A 15,504-nucleotide genomic window follows, 5' to 3' on the forward strand; every position below is an offset into this window, starting at 1 on the left:
TTAACTTGGCTCTTTAATCAAAATGAACACCAACGATTATATTAACTTACTCAATAATTCTAAGGCCATTAACGACAAACAAACGTTAGTGTTAGAAACTATTGTGCAAGAATTTCCTTTCTATCAAAGTGCTCGTGCTTTATATTTGAAAGGATTGTATAATCAGGAAAGTTTTAGATACAATTACGAATTAAAGAAAACGGCTGCACACACCACTGATAGAAGTGTGCTGTTTGATTTTATTACTTCCGATGATTTTAAAGTTTTCCAACAAGAAGTATACGATAAATACCAAACAGAAATTCAAAATATTATCGTATCCGATTTTGAATTGGTGCAAGAAGAGGCTTTAGATATAGATTTAAGTACTATTTCTAAACCCAACGCAACTATTCGAACAGAATTTGTAGCAAATGAATCACTTATAAGTCAGAATGAAAGAGTGGAATCTGAATTGCAAATCGGCAAACCATTACAATTTGAAAAAAACGAAACTCATTCCTTTTCAGAATGGTTACAATTGGCTAAAATTACACCTATTGTTCGTCAAGAAGAAGAAAAAAAACCTAAAATATCTTCAGAATTAGAAAAAAAATTCGATTTAATTGAAAAATTTATCGAACTAAACCCGAAAATTCCTCAAGCTAAAGATACAACGTCAGTGCCAGCAAATATTGCTAAAAGTAATGAAATGCCATCGTCTATTATGACAGAAACCTTAGCGCAAATTTATTTAGAGCAGAAAAAATATACAAAAGCCATACAAGCTTATGAAATATTAATTTTGAAATATCCAGAAAAAAGTAGTTTCTTTGCAGACCGAATAAAAAATATAAAAATTTTACAACAAAATAATTAATACAGAAGTTATGTCATTTACAATTTTTTTAGCATTAATCATCATCGTATGTTTCTTATTAATCTTAACTATTATGGTTCAGAATCCTAAAAGTGGAGGTTTGTCTTCATCTTTTGGTGGTGGTGGTCAAATGGGAGGTGTTCAAAAAACTACCGACTTTTTAGAGAAATCAACTTGGGTTTTAGGAGGTGCACTTATCGTGTTGATCTTATTATCAACTTTAAGTTTTAATGGAAGTACAGGTGGTTCTAAATTAGTAGATGAAAATGTAACTCCAGTTTCTACTCCAGCAACTCCAGCAAAATCTGCAACTACAACAACACCAGCTGCCGATACAACAAAAAAATAATTATTTAAATATAAGTAATAAATGCCAGCCTGTCAGTGCTGGCTTTTTTATTTAAGTAAATTTGTCAGAATTTAGCTTTGGCACAATTTCTGAAATAGAGTCAACACATAATCAAATTAACATATTAATATGGCATTAAATATCAAACCTATTGCAGACAGAGTTGTAATTGAACCTTCTGCAGCCGAAACTACTACTGCATCTGGAATTATCATACCGGATACAGCTAAAGAAAAACCTCAAAAAGGAACTGTTGTAGCAGTTGGAGCTGGAAAAACTGATTATACTATGACAGTGAAAGTTGGAGATACCGTTTTATATGGTAAATATGCAGGTACAGAGTTAAAATACGAAGGTAAAGATTACCTAATTATGCGCGAAGACGAAATTTACGCGGTATTATAATCTTTAAATTTCAGGTCTAAAGTTTTAAGTTATAAACTTTATTTTTCTGAGAAAATTATTTATTAAAATTGATTTAAAAGTTGTTGAATTTAAACAAAAACAACCTTAAACTTTAAACAAAAAATTACAATGGCAAAAGATATAAAATTTGATATTGAAGCACGTGACGGATTAAAACGTGGTGTAGATGCATTAGCAAATGCAGTAAAAGTAACCTTAGGTCCAAAAGGTAGAAATGTAATTATTTCTAAATCATTTGGTGGTCCAACTGTTACAAAAGACGGAGTTTCAGTTGCTAAAGAAATTGAATTAGCTGATCCATTAGAAAATATGGGTGCGCAAATGGTAAAAGAAGTAGCTTCTAAAACGAATGATTTAGCTGGAGATGGAACTACAACAGCAACTGTTTTAGCACAAGCTATCGTAAAAGAAGGTTTGAAAAACGTTGCCGCTGGAGCTAATCCAATGGATTTAAAACGTGGAATTGACAAAGCAGTAGAAGCTATTGTTGCCGATTTAGCAAAACAAACACAATCAGTTGGTGATTCTTCTGAAAAAATTAAACAAGTAGCCTCAATTTCTGCTAACAACGATGAAACTATTGGTGATTTAATCGCTAAAGCTTTCACGAAAGTTGGAAAAGAAGGTGTAATTACTGTTGAAGAAGCAAAAGGAACGGATACATACGTTGATGTTGTAGAAGGAATGCAATTTGACAGAGGATATTTGTCTCCATATTTCGTTACAGATGCAGACAAAATGGTGGCTGAATTAAGCAATCCGTATGTGTTATTGTACGATAAAAAAATTTCTAACTTACAAGAATTATTACCTATTTTAGAGCCAGTAGCGCAATCAGGTCGCCCGTTGTTAATCATTGCAGAAGATGTGGACGGACAAGCATTAGCCACTTTAGTAGTAAACAAATTACGTGGAGGCTTAAAAATTGCTGCGGTAAAAGCACCAGGTTTCGGAGACAGAAGAAAAGCTATGTTGGAAGACATCGCTATTTTAACAGGTGGAACTGTAATTGCAGAAGAAAGTGGGTATTCATTAGAAAATTCAACGTTAGAAATGTTGGGTACTGCTGAAACAATTTCTATAGATAAAGACAATACAACTATTGTGAACGGTGCTGGTGATGCGGAATTGATTAAAGGTAGAGTCAACCAAATTAAAGCACAAATGGAAACATCTACTTCTGATTATGATAAAGAAAAGTTACAAGAGCGTTTGGCTAAATTAGCTGGCGGTGTAGCTGTTTTATATGTTGGTGCGGCTTCTGAAGTAGAAATGAAAGAGAAAAAAGACAGAGTTGACGATGCCTTACATGCCACTCGTGCGGCTGTGGAAGAAGGAATTGTTGCCGGTGGAGGTGTAGCTTTGGTGAGAGCTAAAACTGTTTTAGCATCATTAAAAGCAGACAATGCCGATGAAGCGACAGGAATTCAAATTGTTTCTCGTGCTGTTGAAGCGCCATTACGTACAATTGTGGAAAATGCAGGTGGTGAAGGTTCGGTAGTTATTGCAAAAGTAACTGAAGGATCTAGTGATTTCGGATTTAACGCTAAAACAGGAGAATACGTTCAAATGTTATCGGCTGGAATTATCGATCCGAAGAAAGTAACGCGTGTAGCTTTAGAAAATGCTGCTTCAGTTGCAGGTATGATTTTAACTACTGAATGTGCGTTAATCGAAATTAAAGAAGATGCAGCTCCAAGTCCAATGGGCGGAGGAATGCCAGGAATGATGTAAGATTAAGTACGAAGTTAGATTTACGAAGTACGAAGTATAAAAAAAACCGTCTCGATAAAATCGGGACGGTTTTTTCGTTTTATAACTACACTCTGTTATAATTCAAAATAGTTTCACTAGATCTTTTTTTGAGTCAGATTATAATTGGTTAAATGCTAAATTAAGTTAATAACAATTTGAATTTGCTGTTATAGCAAATAGATATAATAGTTGTATTAACTTTGATGGTGCTTCCAACTACAAAACAAATCGTATAATGGGGTACTTTTTAGTTGGAGGCAAAATGAAGTTTAAGTATCGAGTTTTTGGTTTTCTGTTTTCGTAGATGCGAAAGTTTCCGAACTGGTATTGAAATTGAATCAATCTAATTCAAAGTCGTCTTCTAATTCTGATTCTTCATGAAAAAAATCTAAATAGTCTGTGCTTTCTTCAATTTCATGAAATAACGAAAGTTTTTAAAGCATTTTTCCCGACAGAAACAACAGTGTTTTTGTTGTTTTGTTCGATAGAAAAAGTATTTATTCCATGGGTAAAAGAGAGTATCAGCCCTAAAAGAGAAGTGATAAACAGTAATTTATGGAATATTTTTTTAAGCACAGTTTTGTTTTTTTTGCATTACAAATGTACTTGTTTTTTTATCACATCAAAATAATTTAATTTTTTTTTAAGTTTTACTTGTCAGAATCAAAATAGGTTGTATATTTGCACTCGAATTAAGAAGGAGTTTTACTAATTAATTCTCGAAATTGACAAATTGATTTAAACATATATCGCGGGATAGAGCAGTAGGCAGCTCGTCGGGCTCATAACCCGAAGGTCACAGGTTCGAGTCCTGTTCCCGCTACTAAATTAGAAAAGCTTGTAGAGCTAGAAAACAAAAGGTTTTGGATACTTTCAAAGCCTTTTTTTTATGTCTAAAATTCTTCATATATTGGCAGCAGTAAACGAATCAGTAAACGTTTTTGAATTGAAGCCTAAAAGAAAATATACCGAACCTAAAATTTATACTGGTGGCATTGAGGTGTCAAAATGGTCTAAATATTCTAATGATGAAAAAGAAAAAGCATTAAAAAAAACAATGGTTTGTTTATTTTTCTTTTCGTAATCCTGAAACAGACTTATTAGAAAAACAACCTTTCATTAAAGGTGGCGTAAATCATTATAAAACAAAAGAGGAACGGTTAGAGATTTTAATTTTGTTAGTTTTGACTCAAATTTTTTACAAGGAAATCACATTTTAATTAACCATACCTATCCGCAAGGGACTTCATTTGCAAGTCGAGCAGATAGAGTGCTTTTAAAAGCATTACGAGATAAAGGGTCGCCTCAAAAATCATCTGAAATAATCCCTTCAGGTATTAAATCTACCTCCAGATTTAATCATAGTCAAGATCAAGAAAATAAATCATATAGATTAAAAGATTAAAAATGTATAAAATTGAAATAAAAGATATCCCAAGTTGTTTTTATCAAATACAATTTATAAACGTAATTAGAGAATATACTGAATATAAGCCTTTAGAAATAATTAATATGATCGATATTTTAAAAAAAGGTAATTCTCTAATTATCGAATTTAATTCTCAAAATGTTTCTACAGCTAGTAATTTTGTTATGAGATTAGCAAATATGGGTTTTAAAATAATAAGATCTAATTTTCATGAAGAAGAAAATGATAATTGGTAATATACCCAGCTCCCTGCTCCTCCAAGCATAAGGTGGCGTGCTTGTGCGAGCAACTTGCTCGTACACACAAAGTATAAAAACAACTAAAACCAGTCTAATAAAAGGCTGGTTTTGTTGGTTTAAAATAAAGTGTATATTTACACTACGTTCTTTAATCTGAACTTGTTTCAGATTCTATTTTACTGTACAATGATGTCTATCCTTTTGGAATGCTCGTACCAAATAGGCATGGTTCAAGCAGTGCCTATCGCTATGGTTATCAAGGTTCGGAAAAAGATAATGAAGTGAAAGGAGAAGGAAATAGTTATGATTTTGGAGCAAGGATGTATGATCCGAGAGTGGGAAGATGGTTTGTAAGAGACCCTGAAGAAAAATCATTTCCTTCACTCACTACTTATAACTCATTTGCAAACAATCCTATTATATACATAGATTGTGATGGGAAAAAATTTGTAATTCCAGAAAATTTAACCAAATCTCAAAAACTAAAAGTCCAGTTTATGCTAGATGTTTTAAAATTAACTAGACCAGAAATTTTTGAAGAATTAGATAAATCAGAAATTAATATTGAAATTTCTGTTGGGATTGTTTCTCAAGAAGGTGTTCCCGATAACATGGTTCTAAACGGTCATACAACATTTCCATCACAAAAAGCTAATATAATTAAAGATAAAGATGGTGATTGGAAGACTACTGATTATGAAACAAGTATCGTTAAAGCTTATGCAATAAATCCTAATAAGTATGAAAAAGAATATAACGACCCTGAAAAGCACGTTAATGATCTAATTTCAATCACATTAGAAGACGCAAATAGATTAACAAAGATTGATTTAAAAGATGGTTCTGTAAAAATATTAGTAAATGATAGTAGTGATTCTCATTTTTTAGCTACAATCGGCGGACATGAATTTGGACATGCTTATTTTGGTATTATAAATCCTGCCTTAAATTATATAATTGGCGATTTATTAAAAAATGCAAAAGGAGGCCATATAGAAAATAAACCTTATGGAGAAAGTCATCCAAGTGGAATAGTTGCGTTTGGTGTTCAAATTGATATTGGTCTCATTATTTTAAAATACAAAATTGCAGAATATGAAATGCTAGAGGAAAAGTTTCAAAAAGAATTAAAAGAAGCAGAAAAAGAAGAGAAGAAAGAAAAAAAAGATAAGAAAAGTAAGTAATAAAAATGAAAATATATTTAATCTTTACATTAGTTTTTTTTAACTGTTACAGTAATAATGTTGATACTTTAAAAACAATTCAATCATTTCTTAAGAAAGAAGTAAACTTTTTTGTAAAAAATGAATTAGGATATTCTAAGTTTAATAATTCTCAAATTAAAACAAGCGAAATTGATTTTTGTTTTGAAGATTTTTCAATTAAGAGAAGTGATTTGAAATTGGCTAATTATAGTTTGTATGAAGTTTATGTAAATAAAATTATAACTAATAAACAGAATGAAAAACAAACTTATAACGAAATTAATAAGATTCATTTTTTGCTTTTTGATAAAATTTTAATTGCGTATAGTGATGATGAAATTTTGGTTTTAAGTGGTAGAATTTATAATAACATGTTTTCGCAATTATTTAAGTTTAATGATTTAGATTTTAGTACTTACATCAGTTACCTTGAACTTAAGATGAGTATGTACGATTATTCTAAAATTGTCTTTGAAAAGAGAAAAAAAGATTTTTTGTTTTTTTCTTTAATTATAAACAATGAAAAAATATATTTTAAATTTAAAAAATCAAATCCTAATTTCGTGATTGAACTTGGTCATAAAATTTCTGGGAGATATAAGAAAAATAAATCAAATTGAAGCTTTGTCTTCAGCTGTTCCAGGATTAGGTCCAATGATTGTGGGTGAAACATTTAATTATAATTATGCAGAAAGGAAATGGGGAATTCAAACCCCAAAGAGTTTTGAACATGGAATTCTTCAAATAGGTGGTGGCTTTTTAAGTAATAAATTTGAAGGTAAAATAGAATCTAATCCAATTTTTAGAGAAGGGGTTTCAAAAACATACGGGAAAATGGCTACATTTGGAGTTGAAACGGGTTCTAATGTATTACCAAATTTAGCAGACAAATAACTAAATTTAAAAATAAAATGAAAAAAATAATTTTGAGACTTGTGTTATTGGTATTTTTAATCACTTTTGTTTATAATCTTTTTGAAAGTTACATTATAAAGTATAATACTGAAAATAAAGGTAAAGTATCTGTGGGTAAATATGTTTCTCAAGATGAATGGGCAAAAGGAGAACTTAATTTTTTTGTGTATTATATCAATGGCGTAAAACATAAAGAAAATGGAGGTCGTGCTCCAAAAGGTTTCTCTGAAAATATAGGTAAATTTTATAGGATTATATATTCTGAGAAATATGAAAATTCAATAAAAGCATTTTATGAAGAGGAAATTACAGATACAGCATTGATACTAAATGCTGGATTTTCAAAGGAGGATATTAAGGGTAGATTTTCAGATTAAGTGGGTAATGTATCAAAGTTAGTGATAGATATTTCAATATGATTAATCTATTGATAATCAGGTAAAAATAAATTTTTAAACAAAAAGGCAAGTAGAGATACTTGTCTTTTTTATTTTAGATAATGTCTTAAATCGAAGCTAATGACAAAAAATCCGACTTCATGTTTCAGAATTAGTGATGGTAAAACTTGCCCTAATTGTAAAATGATAAAAATTATAAAAAATGGCACTACTAAAAACAAAAAGCAACAATACTATTGTAAAAATTGCAATAAGAGATTCATAGAAAATTATACTTATAATGCTTATCTCTCGGACATAAACAATAAAATTATCTTGTTTACCAAAGAGGAATTAGGGATTAGAAGCACTGCCAGAATCTTGAAAATTTCAACAACAACTTTATTAAAAAGAATTATAATAATTGCTAAAAGCATAAGTCAGCCAATTATTAGCAAAGGAAAAACTTATGAAGTGGATGAAATGTGTACTTACATAAATCATAAACGAAACTTTATTTGGTTAGTTTATGCTTTGGATAAAGATTCAAAGAATGTAGTTAGCTTTAATGTTGGTAAGAGAACAAATAAAACATTAAGTAAGGTTGTAGATGCCTTGCATTTGTCGGATGCTAAAAGGATTTTTACAGATGGTTTGAAAAATTATAAATATTTAATTGATAAGAAATTTCATTCTGTAAAGCGTTTTGGTACAAATTATATAGAGAGGAAGAATTTGACATTAAGAACGCATCTTAGAAGATTAAATCGTAGAACAATATGCTTCAGTAAAAGTATGGTAGTTTTAGTTTCAATTTTGAAGATTTATTTTTGGATTTGAAGTTTTTAAAATGTTCATAGTAAGATAAAATTATATCCTAATTGAAGTTAAAAAGTATTCGTTAATTTTGTATATATTTGCATTGATGGACAAGAATCTTTATATAATTGCTGGATGTAATGGTGCAGGGAAGACAACTGCTTCATTTACAATATTACCAGAGATATTAAATTGTAAAGAATTCGTAAACGCAGATGAAATTGCGAAAGGATTATCTCCTTTTCAACCTGAGAAAGTAGCATTTGAAGCTGGGAGAATTATGCTCAACAGAATTAAAGAACTTTTAGATGGAAATGAAAATTTTGCTTTTGAAACCACTTTAGCTACTAAAAGCTATAAATTTAAAGTTGCTGAAGCTCAAAGAAAAGGTTATAATGTAACACTTCTGTTTTTTTGGTTGCAAAATGTCGATTTAGCAATTGAAAGAGTTAAAACAAGAGTTTTAGAAGGTGGTCATAATATAGAAACTGATGTAATTAAAAGAATATATAGTAACGGAATTAGAAATTTATTCGATATTTATATTTCAATAGTTGATGAAGTTTTAATATTTGACAATTCTGGGGGTAAGCCAATTTTAATTGCCGACAAGACTTTAAAATCAGAATTAAATCTAGTTGATGAAGATAAGTTTAAAAAATTAAAAAAGTATCACAATGAAAGAACATAAAATAACTCCACATCAAATGAAAATTCTTAAAGGAATGGATAAGGTTTATGATAAGCTAATCGAATTCAAAAAAAGAATGAATAGTGATTTGGTAATTCTTGAAGATAATAAAATTATTAGGATTAAACCATAATAAGATTTAAAAAGCGAGTGTATCTAAATTAATGTTAGATTAAAATTAATATATAAATATATTTTTTAATATAAAGGCAAGTAGAAATACTTGTTTTTTTTGTTTTGATAATTTAATAAATCGAGGTTAATGGAAACTACACTATTTACTATTTCAGGATAAGTGATTCCAAAATCTTAGTAAGAATTAAATTTATGAAAAGTATTTGATAAGTCCAAATAATCGAAAAGAAGTAGTTTACATATTTTGTTTGCTTTTTGTAATGTAAATTTAAGAACAAAAATTAACAATAGTTTTTTTGAGTTTAAAGACTGTTTTTAAAGTATATTTTTATACATTTGTACTGAACAAAAGTAAACAAAGCAGTAAACGTTTTTTGCTCTATCATTAATGATTTGGTTTTTTAATTAGTTGATATACAGTGTTTTGAATTTTTAAAAAGTTGTTTTTTTAAACTCATAACCCGAAGGTCACAGGTTCGAGTCCTGTTCCCGCTACTAAGAACCCTTTCAGAAATGAGAGGGTTTTTTTATGCAATTAATTCATTAACAAATGGTTAAGTTTTAATTTGTTTCCTTTTTCTTTCCTTTTTTAAATAAAAAACACTACTTTTGCACTTTTATTTTCAAAATTATATGACTACACAAAAAATTATTGGGTACAGAAAGTTACTGAATGTTACAAGAGACGCAACGTTAAAAGAATTAAAAACGATTTACAGAAATAGCATGAAGGAAGACCATCCAGATACTATTGCTGATCCAGTGGAACGTTTAGCCGCTGAAGAAAGAAGTAAGAATATTATTGAAGCGTATCACTTTTTAGTAAGTATTGCGCCAGAAACTAGAGAGAAAGTAAAAGCAGAATATATAGCTACTACGACAACGTCTCAAATTTCTGATTTTTATATGGATAAAGGTGTTTTGTACATTAGCTTTGTAGATGGAAGTAAATTCGAATACTTTGGTGTGCCAAGAAATACATATGTGAAAATGGTTAATGCAGAATCGCCAGGTCGTTTTGCTCGTCGTCATATTTACAACGAATTCATTTACCGTAGCGCAAGTAAATTAGTAGCTGCAGAATAATTAAAACAGTATTTCGAGTATTTCGAACAACAGTTTTAATCAGATTATAGCAAAAAGCCATTCTGAAACGAGTGGCTTTTTTTATGTACCTTTGCAAAAAAAAATAAATATATGTCGCGTAAAGCAGGTTTTGTTAATATAAATGATTTGATATTAAGAGGAGAATGTCCGGTGGACATTTGGTAAGACATATATAATTTAAAAAAATGATCATGACACATAAAGCAGGTTTTGTTAATATAATTGGAAACCCAAACGTGGGTAAGTCTACCTTAATGAATGCTATGGTAGGCGAGAAGTTGTCTATTATTACCAGTAAGGCGCAAACCACACGTCACAGAATTTTCGGAATTGTTAATGATGAAGACTATCAAATCGTCTTTTCAGATACACCTGGAATTATTAAACCAGCCTACGATTTACAAACCAGTATGATGGATTTTGTAAAAAGCGCTTTTAAAGATGCCGATATTTTAATCTATATGGTCGAAATTGGCGAGAAAGAATTAAAAGACGAAGAGTTTTTCAATAAAATCATTCATGCTAAAATTCCAGTTTTACTTTTGTTGAATAAAATCGACAAATCGAACCAAGAATTATTAGAAGAGCAAGTACAAACCTGGCAAGCGAAAGTTCCTAATGCCGAAATTTTTCCAATTTCAGCTTTAGAAAACTTCAATGTAAAAGAAGTGTTGAACAGAATTGTAGATTTGTTACCTGATTCACCACCTTATTATCCAAAAGATGCTTTAACTGATAAACCAGAACGTTTTTTCGTAAATGAAACAATCCGTGAAAAGATTTTATTAAATTACGATAAAGAAATTCCATACGCGGTTGAGGTGGAAACAGAAGAGTTTTTGGAAGACGAGAAAATTATAAGAATCCGTTCTGTTATTATGGTGGAACGCGATACGCAAAAAGGAATTATTATCGGACATAAAGGTGCAGCTTTGAAAAAAGTAGGCATGCAAGCTCGCGCCGATTTAGAAGTGTTTTTCGACAAACAAATACATATCGAAATTTTCGTAAAAGTGAATAAAGATTGGAGAAGTAACGCTTTCCAATTAAGAAGATTTGGATATAACCAAAAATAGAGTTGGAAGTATTCAGTTAAGAGTAAATGGGATTTGGAGACTTGCAGAAAAGGAGAATTTATTTTCTAGAAAGCGAGTGTTTAGCCCAGATGGAAGCGGCATCTCCCGATTTTTCATCGGGAATATAGCGTACAGCTGGAATAGCTTCAAATAAAAAATAATAATAGCAAAAAATTAATTTTATAATATAAATAATTAAATAGTAATCAAAGTTACGTTACAAAGAGAGTGAGAAAGTAGAAAAACGCTGCACTCCTAACTCTAAACTCCTAACTTTAAACTATCTTTGCACAAAATATAAGAAGAATGAATAATATAGTTGCCATTGTAGGAAGACCAAATGTAGGAAAATCTACACTTTTTAATCGTTTAATCCAACGTAGAGACGCCATTGTAGACTCTGTAAGTGGAGTTACACGTGACAGAAATTATGGAAAAAGTGAGTGGAATGGAAAAGAATTTTCTGTAATTGATACGGGTGGATACATTAAAGGTTCTGATGATATTTTTGAAGGTGAAATTAGAAAACAAGTAGAATTAGCAATTGACGAATGCGACGCTATCATTTTTATGGTAGATGTGGAAGAAGGCATTACGCCAATGGATGATGAAGTGGCGAAATTACTACGTAAAGTTACTAAACCCGTTTTACTAGCAGTTAATAAAGTAGATAATTCAAAACGTGTGACTGATGCGTTAGAATTTTACAATTTAGGATTGGGCGAATATTTTACTATTGGTGCCATGAATGGAAGTGGAACTGGTGAATTATTAGATAAATTAGTAGAAGTTTTACCAGAATTGCCAGAAGTTGTAGAGAATGAAAATCCTTTGCCTCGTTTTGCAGTTGTGGGAAGACCAAATGCTGGAAAATCGTCAATTATTAATGCCTTAATTGGAGAAGATAGATTTGTAGTAACCGATATTGCAGGAACTACTCGTGATGCCATTGATACAACTTATAACCGTTTTGGTTTCGAATTTAATTTGGTAGATACTGCCGGAATTCGAAGAAAAGCGAAAGTAAAAGAAGATTTAGAATTTTATTCAGTCATGCGTTCGGTTCGTGCGATTGAACATTCGGATGTTTGTATCTTAGTTATTGATGCCACTCGTGGTTTCGAAGGTCAAGATCAAAGTATTTTCTGGTTAGCTGAAAAAAATAGAAAAGGAATTGTAATTTTAGTCAATAAATGGGATTTAGTAGAAAAAGATACTATGACCGCAAGAGATTACGAGCGTAAAATTCGTGAGCAAATTCAACCGTTTACAGATGTGCCCATTCTATTCGTTTCAGCATTAGAAAAACAACGTTTATTAAAAGGTTTAGAAACTGCTGTTGAGGTTTTTGAAAATAGAAAACAAAAAGTTGCGACTTCTAAATTCAACGATTTAATGTTGCCAATTATTGAAAACCAACCGCCTCCAGCGTTAAAAGGGAAGTATGTGAAAATTAAATATTGCATGCAATTGCCTACACCGGTGCCACAGTTTGTGTTTTTTGCTAATTTACCTCAATATGTAAAAGAACCATACAAACGTTTCTTGGAAAATAAATTACGTGAAAACTACAATTTCAGTGGTGTGCCAATAGATATTTACTTCAGACAGAAATAAAATAAAAAACCCGATAAGAGATTGTCGGGTTTTTTGTTGTTTATTTCCATTTTTCAATAAGAGCAATTACTCCGGTTTCAATGCCAATAAACATTTCTCCATTTTTAAAATTTGGAAGTATTTTTTCTTGTAAAATAGTTTCGCAAATGTCGTCAGTAAGAATTTTTTCTGTTCCAGTTCCTGTACAGATTCTAATTTTTCTTAATTGGTTGGAAATCACAATCACCAAACCATTGTCTTTTCCTTTTTTGCCAACTGCCCAATTTTGAGCTAAACTAAGCGCATAGGTGTTAAAATCAGTTTCGTCCCCAATTTCACTAATAGTTACAACAACTATTTCATTAGAAGTTTGTTTTTCATAATTATGCAATAGTGTTTCTAGTTTTGTAATACCTTCTTGATTTAGTATGTTTTCGAAATCATTAACAAATCCGATAGGTTTTGGAAAACTAATTGTTTGTCCAAAAGAAAAACTAATAACTCCGAAAATTAATATTAAAACAAAATTGAATTTACTTTTCATAACTGAATACTAAAAACTGCAAACTGAACACTAATACTACCAGCTTCCACTAGCACCACCACCAGAAAAGCCACCGCCGCCAAATCCGCCACCGAAGCCACCGCCAAATCCACCACCAGATGAACCGCCGCCAAAACTTCCGCCGCCAAAACCGCCACCGCGACCCATTCGGCTTAAAATAATAACGTCCATTAAATCTGGACCGCCAAATCCGCCTGAATTCCCGCCGTTATTGCCTTTCATTTTTGATACAAGAATTAAAAAGATAGCAATAAAAACTATAAGTATTATGATAGGAATAATACCACCTTTAGCATTTTGTTTGCGTTCTCCTTTATATTTTCCAGTTAGAACTTTAAAAATAGCATCACTACCTTTATCTAAGCCATTATAATAACTTCCCGCTTTAAATTCTGGAGTAATATCGTTTCTAATTATTTGGCCACAAATACCAGCAACTAATCTATCTTCAACACCATAACCAGGTCGGATAGAAATTTTCCTATCATTTTTAGAAACTAAAATAATCACACCATTGTCTTCTTTAGCTTGACCAATTCCCCATGTTTGAGCCCAATTGGTTGCTAAAACGCCTACATCTTCACCTTTTAAATCATTAATTGTAACAACTACAATTTGTGTAGAAGTAGAATCGGAATAATAGACTAATTTGTCACCTAATTGCTTTTCTTCTGCATCAGACAAAACATTTCCATAATCATATACAGAAGTTTGTAAACTTGGTTTTTCAGGAATTGTAAATTGTGCTTGTGCAACCATTCCAAAAAGGAAAACGAATAAAATCAGTATTTTTTTCATATTATCCTTTTGAAATTTCATTAGACAATTCATTGGTATCCTCTTCATGGTTGTAAGGAAAGTATTTTTTCAATTGTTCACCAGCTTCAATAATTCCTCTTACCAATCCGTCTTTGTATTTCCCTTCTTTGAATTTTTCAATTACATGGTCTTTTGTAGAATTCCAAAAATTCGGTGCCACTAAGTCGTTAATTCCTTTATCGCCAATAATCGCAAAACTTTTGGTTTGCATACAAATGTAAAAAAGTACTCCGTTTTTCAATTCTGTGGCATCCATTTTAAGGAAATGAAAAACCTCCTGTGCTCTTTCAACAGGAGGTTTGGTATTGTTTTCTTCTATGTGCACACGAATTTCTCCCGAAGTATTTTTTTCGGCAATCACAATAGCTTGAACAATTTCTTGTTCTTCCGCTTGGGTTAAAAAAGCTTCGGTTTTAGACATTATTTAGTTTCTTTTTTGTCGAAATTAAATTCTACATCTGGAGCTTTTTCTGCGCCAGCATCTGCTTTAAATGGTGCTTTCTCTTTGTAATCTGATAAAAATATTTTACGAGGCATTTTTAAAACATAATTATTGAACTTCTCAATAGATTCATTATATCTTGTACGAGCCGTTAAAATTTGATTTTCAGTACTTGCTAATTCATCTTGTAATTTCAAAAAATTCTCATTGGCTTTTAAACTTGGATATTGCTCAACGGTTACTAATAAGCGAGATAAGGCACTACTCATTCCGCTTTGAACTTGTTGAAATTGTGCCAATTGTTCTGGAGTAACATTAGCTGGATCGATAGTAATAGAAGTTGCTTTTGCACGGGCTTCAATTACGGCAGTTAAGGTTCCTTTTTCATATTCAGCAGCACCTTGTACAGTTTTAACTAAATTTCCAATTAAGTCATTTCTTCTTTGGTAAGACGATTCCACATTTCCCCATTCTTTTTTTACAGACTGATCTACTTCAACGGCTCCGTTGTTGACACTCATGTAATACAAAAATCCTAAAACAAGTATTCCTACAATAGCTAATACTGGTGCAAACTTTCTCATAATTTTCTTTTTTTTAGTTAATTTAATCTGATTTAGATTCAGATTCGTTTTTATTTAGTTAATAATTTTTCTAATACTGCGACTGAATACTGTGACTGTGACTGCGACTGAAAACT

General features: G+C 31.0%; 19 protein-coding genes and 1 tRNA gene. 16 read left to right on the forward strand and 4 right to left on the reverse strand.

The features are described from left to right. Window positions 1-22 precede the first annotated feature (22 nt). The 16 genes from G4D72_RS01560 to der all read left to right on the forward strand — a co-directional run bounded on the left by G4D72_RS01560 (window position 23) and on the right by der (window position 12,999). Window positions 23-859, forward strand: a complete 837-nt coding sequence (locus G4D72_RS01560) for a tetratricopeptide repeat protein (RefSeq protein WP_166075830.1) — start codon at window positions 23-25, stop codon at window positions 857-859. Window positions 860-869: 10 nt separating this feature from the next. After that, complete coding sequence (gene secG, locus G4D72_RS01565; RefSeq protein WP_166075831.1) at window positions 870-1,208, forward strand: preprotein translocase subunit SecG; 339 nt, start codon at window positions 870-872, stop codon at window positions 1,206-1,208. A gap of 129 nt (window positions 1,209-1,337) precedes the next feature. Then, on the forward strand, window positions 1,338-1,613 hold the full coding sequence (locus tag G4D72_RS01570) for a co-chaperone GroES (RefSeq protein WP_166075832.1): 276 nt from the start codon (window positions 1,338-1,340) through the stop codon (window positions 1,611-1,613). A gap of 129 nt (window positions 1,614-1,742) precedes the next feature. Further along, the gene (groL, locus tag G4D72_RS01575; RefSeq protein WP_166075833.1) at window positions 1,743-3,368 is read left to right on the forward strand and encodes a chaperonin GroEL; all 1,626 of its coding nucleotides are present in this window, start codon (window positions 1,743-1,745) and stop codon (window positions 3,366-3,368) included. A 771-nt stretch (window positions 3,369-4,139) separates the two neighbouring features. Beyond that, a tRNA-Met gene (locus G4D72_RS01580) sits at window positions 4,140-4,212 on the forward strand. A gap of 66 nt (window positions 4,213-4,278) precedes the next feature. Next, entirely contained in the window at window positions 4,279-4,473 is a 195-nt protein-coding gene (locus G4D72_RS01585; RefSeq protein WP_166075834.1) for a hypothetical protein, read from the forward strand. A gap of 323 nt (window positions 4,474-4,796) precedes the next feature. After that, window positions 4,797-5,054, forward strand: coding sequence for a hypothetical protein (locus G4D72_RS01590; RefSeq protein ID WP_166075835.1), 258 nt, complete (start codon window positions 4,797-4,799; stop codon window positions 5,052-5,054). 209 nt (window positions 5,055-5,263) lie between these two features. Beyond that, window positions 5,264-6,241, forward strand: coding sequence for an RHS repeat domain-containing protein (locus tag G4D72_RS01595; RefSeq protein WP_166075836.1), 978 nt, complete (start codon window positions 5,264-5,266; stop codon window positions 6,239-6,241). 5 nt (window positions 6,242-6,246) lie between these two features. After that, window positions 6,247-6,882: a hypothetical protein gene (locus G4D72_RS01600; protein ID WP_166075837.1), complete on the forward strand. Its 636-nt coding sequence runs from the start codon at window positions 6,247-6,249 to the stop codon at window positions 6,880-6,882. A gap of 4 nt (window positions 6,883-6,886) precedes the next feature. After that, a complete protein-coding gene (locus G4D72_RS01605; protein WP_166075838.1) occupies window positions 6,887-7,156 on the forward strand; it encodes a hypothetical protein in 270 nt (89 codons plus the stop codon). A 17-nt stretch (window positions 7,157-7,173) separates the two neighbouring features. Continuing rightward, complete coding sequence (locus tag G4D72_RS01610) at window positions 7,174-7,554, forward strand: hypothetical protein (RefSeq protein WP_166075839.1); 381 nt, start codon at window positions 7,174-7,176, stop codon at window positions 7,552-7,554. 141 nt (window positions 7,555-7,695) lie between these two features. Then, window positions 7,696-8,394 (forward strand): IS1 family transposase, encoded by a 699-nt coding sequence (locus G4D72_RS01615; RefSeq protein WP_166075840.1) that lies wholly within the window; start codon window positions 7,696-7,698, stop codon window positions 8,392-8,394. An 85-nt stretch (window positions 8,395-8,479) separates the two neighbouring features. Beyond that, window positions 8,480-9,064, forward strand: coding sequence for a zeta toxin family protein (locus tag G4D72_RS01620; protein WP_207784833.1), 585 nt, complete (start codon window positions 8,480-8,482; stop codon window positions 9,062-9,064). 768 nt (window positions 9,065-9,832) lie between these two features. Continuing rightward, window positions 9,833-10,285 (forward strand): KTSC domain-containing protein, encoded by a 453-nt coding sequence (locus G4D72_RS01625; RefSeq protein WP_166075841.1) that lies wholly within the window; start codon window positions 9,833-9,835, stop codon window positions 10,283-10,285. Window positions 10,286-10,497: 212 nt separating this feature from the next. Then, window positions 10,498-11,382 (forward strand): GTPase Era, encoded by an 885-nt coding sequence (era, locus tag G4D72_RS01630; protein ID WP_166075842.1) that lies wholly within the window; start codon window positions 10,498-10,500, stop codon window positions 11,380-11,382. 306 nt (window positions 11,383-11,688) lie between these two features. Beyond that, a complete protein-coding gene (gene der / locus G4D72_RS01635; RefSeq protein WP_166075843.1) occupies window positions 11,689-12,999 on the forward strand; it encodes a ribosome biogenesis GTPase Der in 1,311 nt (436 codons plus the stop codon). A 40-nt stretch (window positions 13,000-13,039) separates the two neighbouring features. Here der and G4D72_RS01640 read toward each other — a convergent pair whose 3' ends face one another. The 4 genes from G4D72_RS01640 to G4D72_RS01655 are packed head-to-tail and all read right to left on the reverse strand — an operon-like array spanning window position 13,040 to window position 15,388. Further along, the gene (locus G4D72_RS01640; protein ID WP_166075844.1) at window positions 13,040-13,522 is read right to left on the reverse strand and encodes a TPM domain-containing protein; all 483 of its coding nucleotides are present in this window, start codon (window positions 13,520-13,522) and stop codon (window positions 13,040-13,042) included. Between the two features lie 36 nt (window positions 13,523-13,558). Then, window positions 13,559-14,341 (reverse strand): TPM domain-containing protein, encoded by a 783-nt coding sequence (locus G4D72_RS01645; protein ID WP_166075845.1) that lies wholly within the window; start codon window positions 14,339-14,341, stop codon window positions 13,559-13,561. 1 nt (window position 14,342) lies between these two features. Further along, complete coding sequence (locus G4D72_RS01650) at window positions 14,343-14,783, reverse strand: TPM domain-containing protein (RefSeq protein WP_166075846.1); 441 nt, start codon at window positions 14,781-14,783, stop codon at window positions 14,343-14,345. Next, window positions 14,783-15,388 carry a LemA family protein gene (locus G4D72_RS01655; RefSeq protein ID WP_166075847.1) on the reverse strand — a complete coding sequence of 202 codons (606 nt, stop codon included), beginning with the start codon at window positions 15,386-15,388 and terminating at the stop codon, window positions 14,783-14,785. Before G4D72_RS01655 ends, G4D72_RS01650 begins: the two co-directional genes overlap by 1 nt. Between the last annotated feature and the right edge of the window lie 116 nt (window positions 15,389-15,504).

Source organism: Flavobacterium difficile (genome assembly GCF_011392115.1).
In the GTDB taxonomy this organism is placed as follows: Bacteria; Bacteroidota; Bacteroidia; order Flavobacteriales; family Flavobacteriaceae; genus Flavobacterium; species Flavobacterium difficile.

Coding starts and splice junctions, on each gene's coding strand:
- G4D72_RS01560 (WP_166075830.1), top strand. CDS start 23: ATGAACACCAACGATTATATTAACTTACTCAATAATTCTAAGGCCATT.
- secG (WP_166075831.1), top strand. CDS start 870: ATGTCATTTACAATTTTTTTAGCATTAATCATCATCGTATGTTTCTTA.
- G4D72_RS01570 (WP_166075832.1), top strand. CDS start 1,338: ATGGCATTAAATATCAAACCTATTGCAGACAGAGTTGTAATTGAACCT.
- groL (WP_166075833.1), top strand. CDS start 1,743: ATGGCAAAAGATATAAAATTTGATATTGAAGCACGTGACGGATTAAAA.
- G4D72_RS01585 (WP_166075834.1), top strand. CDS start 4,279: ATGTCTAAAATTCTTCATATATTGGCAGCAGTAAACGAATCAGTAAAC.
- G4D72_RS01590 (WP_166075835.1), top strand. CDS start 4,797: ATGTATAAAATTGAAATAAAAGATATCCCAAGTTGTTTTTATCAAATA.
- G4D72_RS01595 (WP_166075836.1), top strand. CDS start 5,264: ATGCTCGTACCAAATAGGCATGGTTCAAGCAGTGCCTATCGCTATGGT.
- G4D72_RS01600 (WP_166075837.1), top strand. CDS start 6,247: ATGAAAATATATTTAATCTTTACATTAGTTTTTTTTAACTGTTACAGT.
- G4D72_RS01610 (WP_166075839.1), top strand. CDS start 7,174: ATGAAAAAAATAATTTTGAGACTTGTGTTATTGGTATTTTTAATCACT.
- G4D72_RS01615 (WP_166075840.1), top strand. CDS start 7,696: ATGACAAAAAATCCGACTTCATGTTTCAGAATTAGTGATGGTAAAACT.
- G4D72_RS01620 (WP_207784833.1), top strand. CDS start 8,480: ATGGACAAGAATCTTTATATAATTGCTGGATGTAATGGTGCAGGGAAG.
- G4D72_RS01625 (WP_166075841.1), top strand. CDS start 9,833: ATGACTACACAAAAAATTATTGGGTACAGAAAGTTACTGAATGTTACA.
- era (WP_166075842.1), top strand. CDS start 10,498: ATGACACATAAAGCAGGTTTTGTTAATATAATTGGAAACCCAAACGTG.
- der (WP_166075843.1), top strand. CDS start 11,689: ATGAATAATATAGTTGCCATTGTAGGAAGACCAAATGTAGGAAAATCT.
- G4D72_RS01640 (WP_166075844.1), bottom strand. CDS start 13,522: ATGAAAAGTAAATTCAATTTTGTTTTAATATTAATTTTCGGAGTTATT.
- G4D72_RS01645 (WP_166075845.1), bottom strand. CDS start 14,341: ATGAAAAAAATACTGATTTTATTCGTTTTCCTTTTTGGAATGGTTGCA.
- G4D72_RS01650 (WP_166075846.1), bottom strand. CDS start 14,783: ATGTCTAAAACCGAAGCTTTTTTAACCCAAGCGGAAGAACAAGAAATT.
- G4D72_RS01655 (WP_166075847.1), bottom strand. CDS start 15,388: ATGAGAAAGTTTGCACCAGTATTAGCTATTGTAGGAATACTTGTTTTA.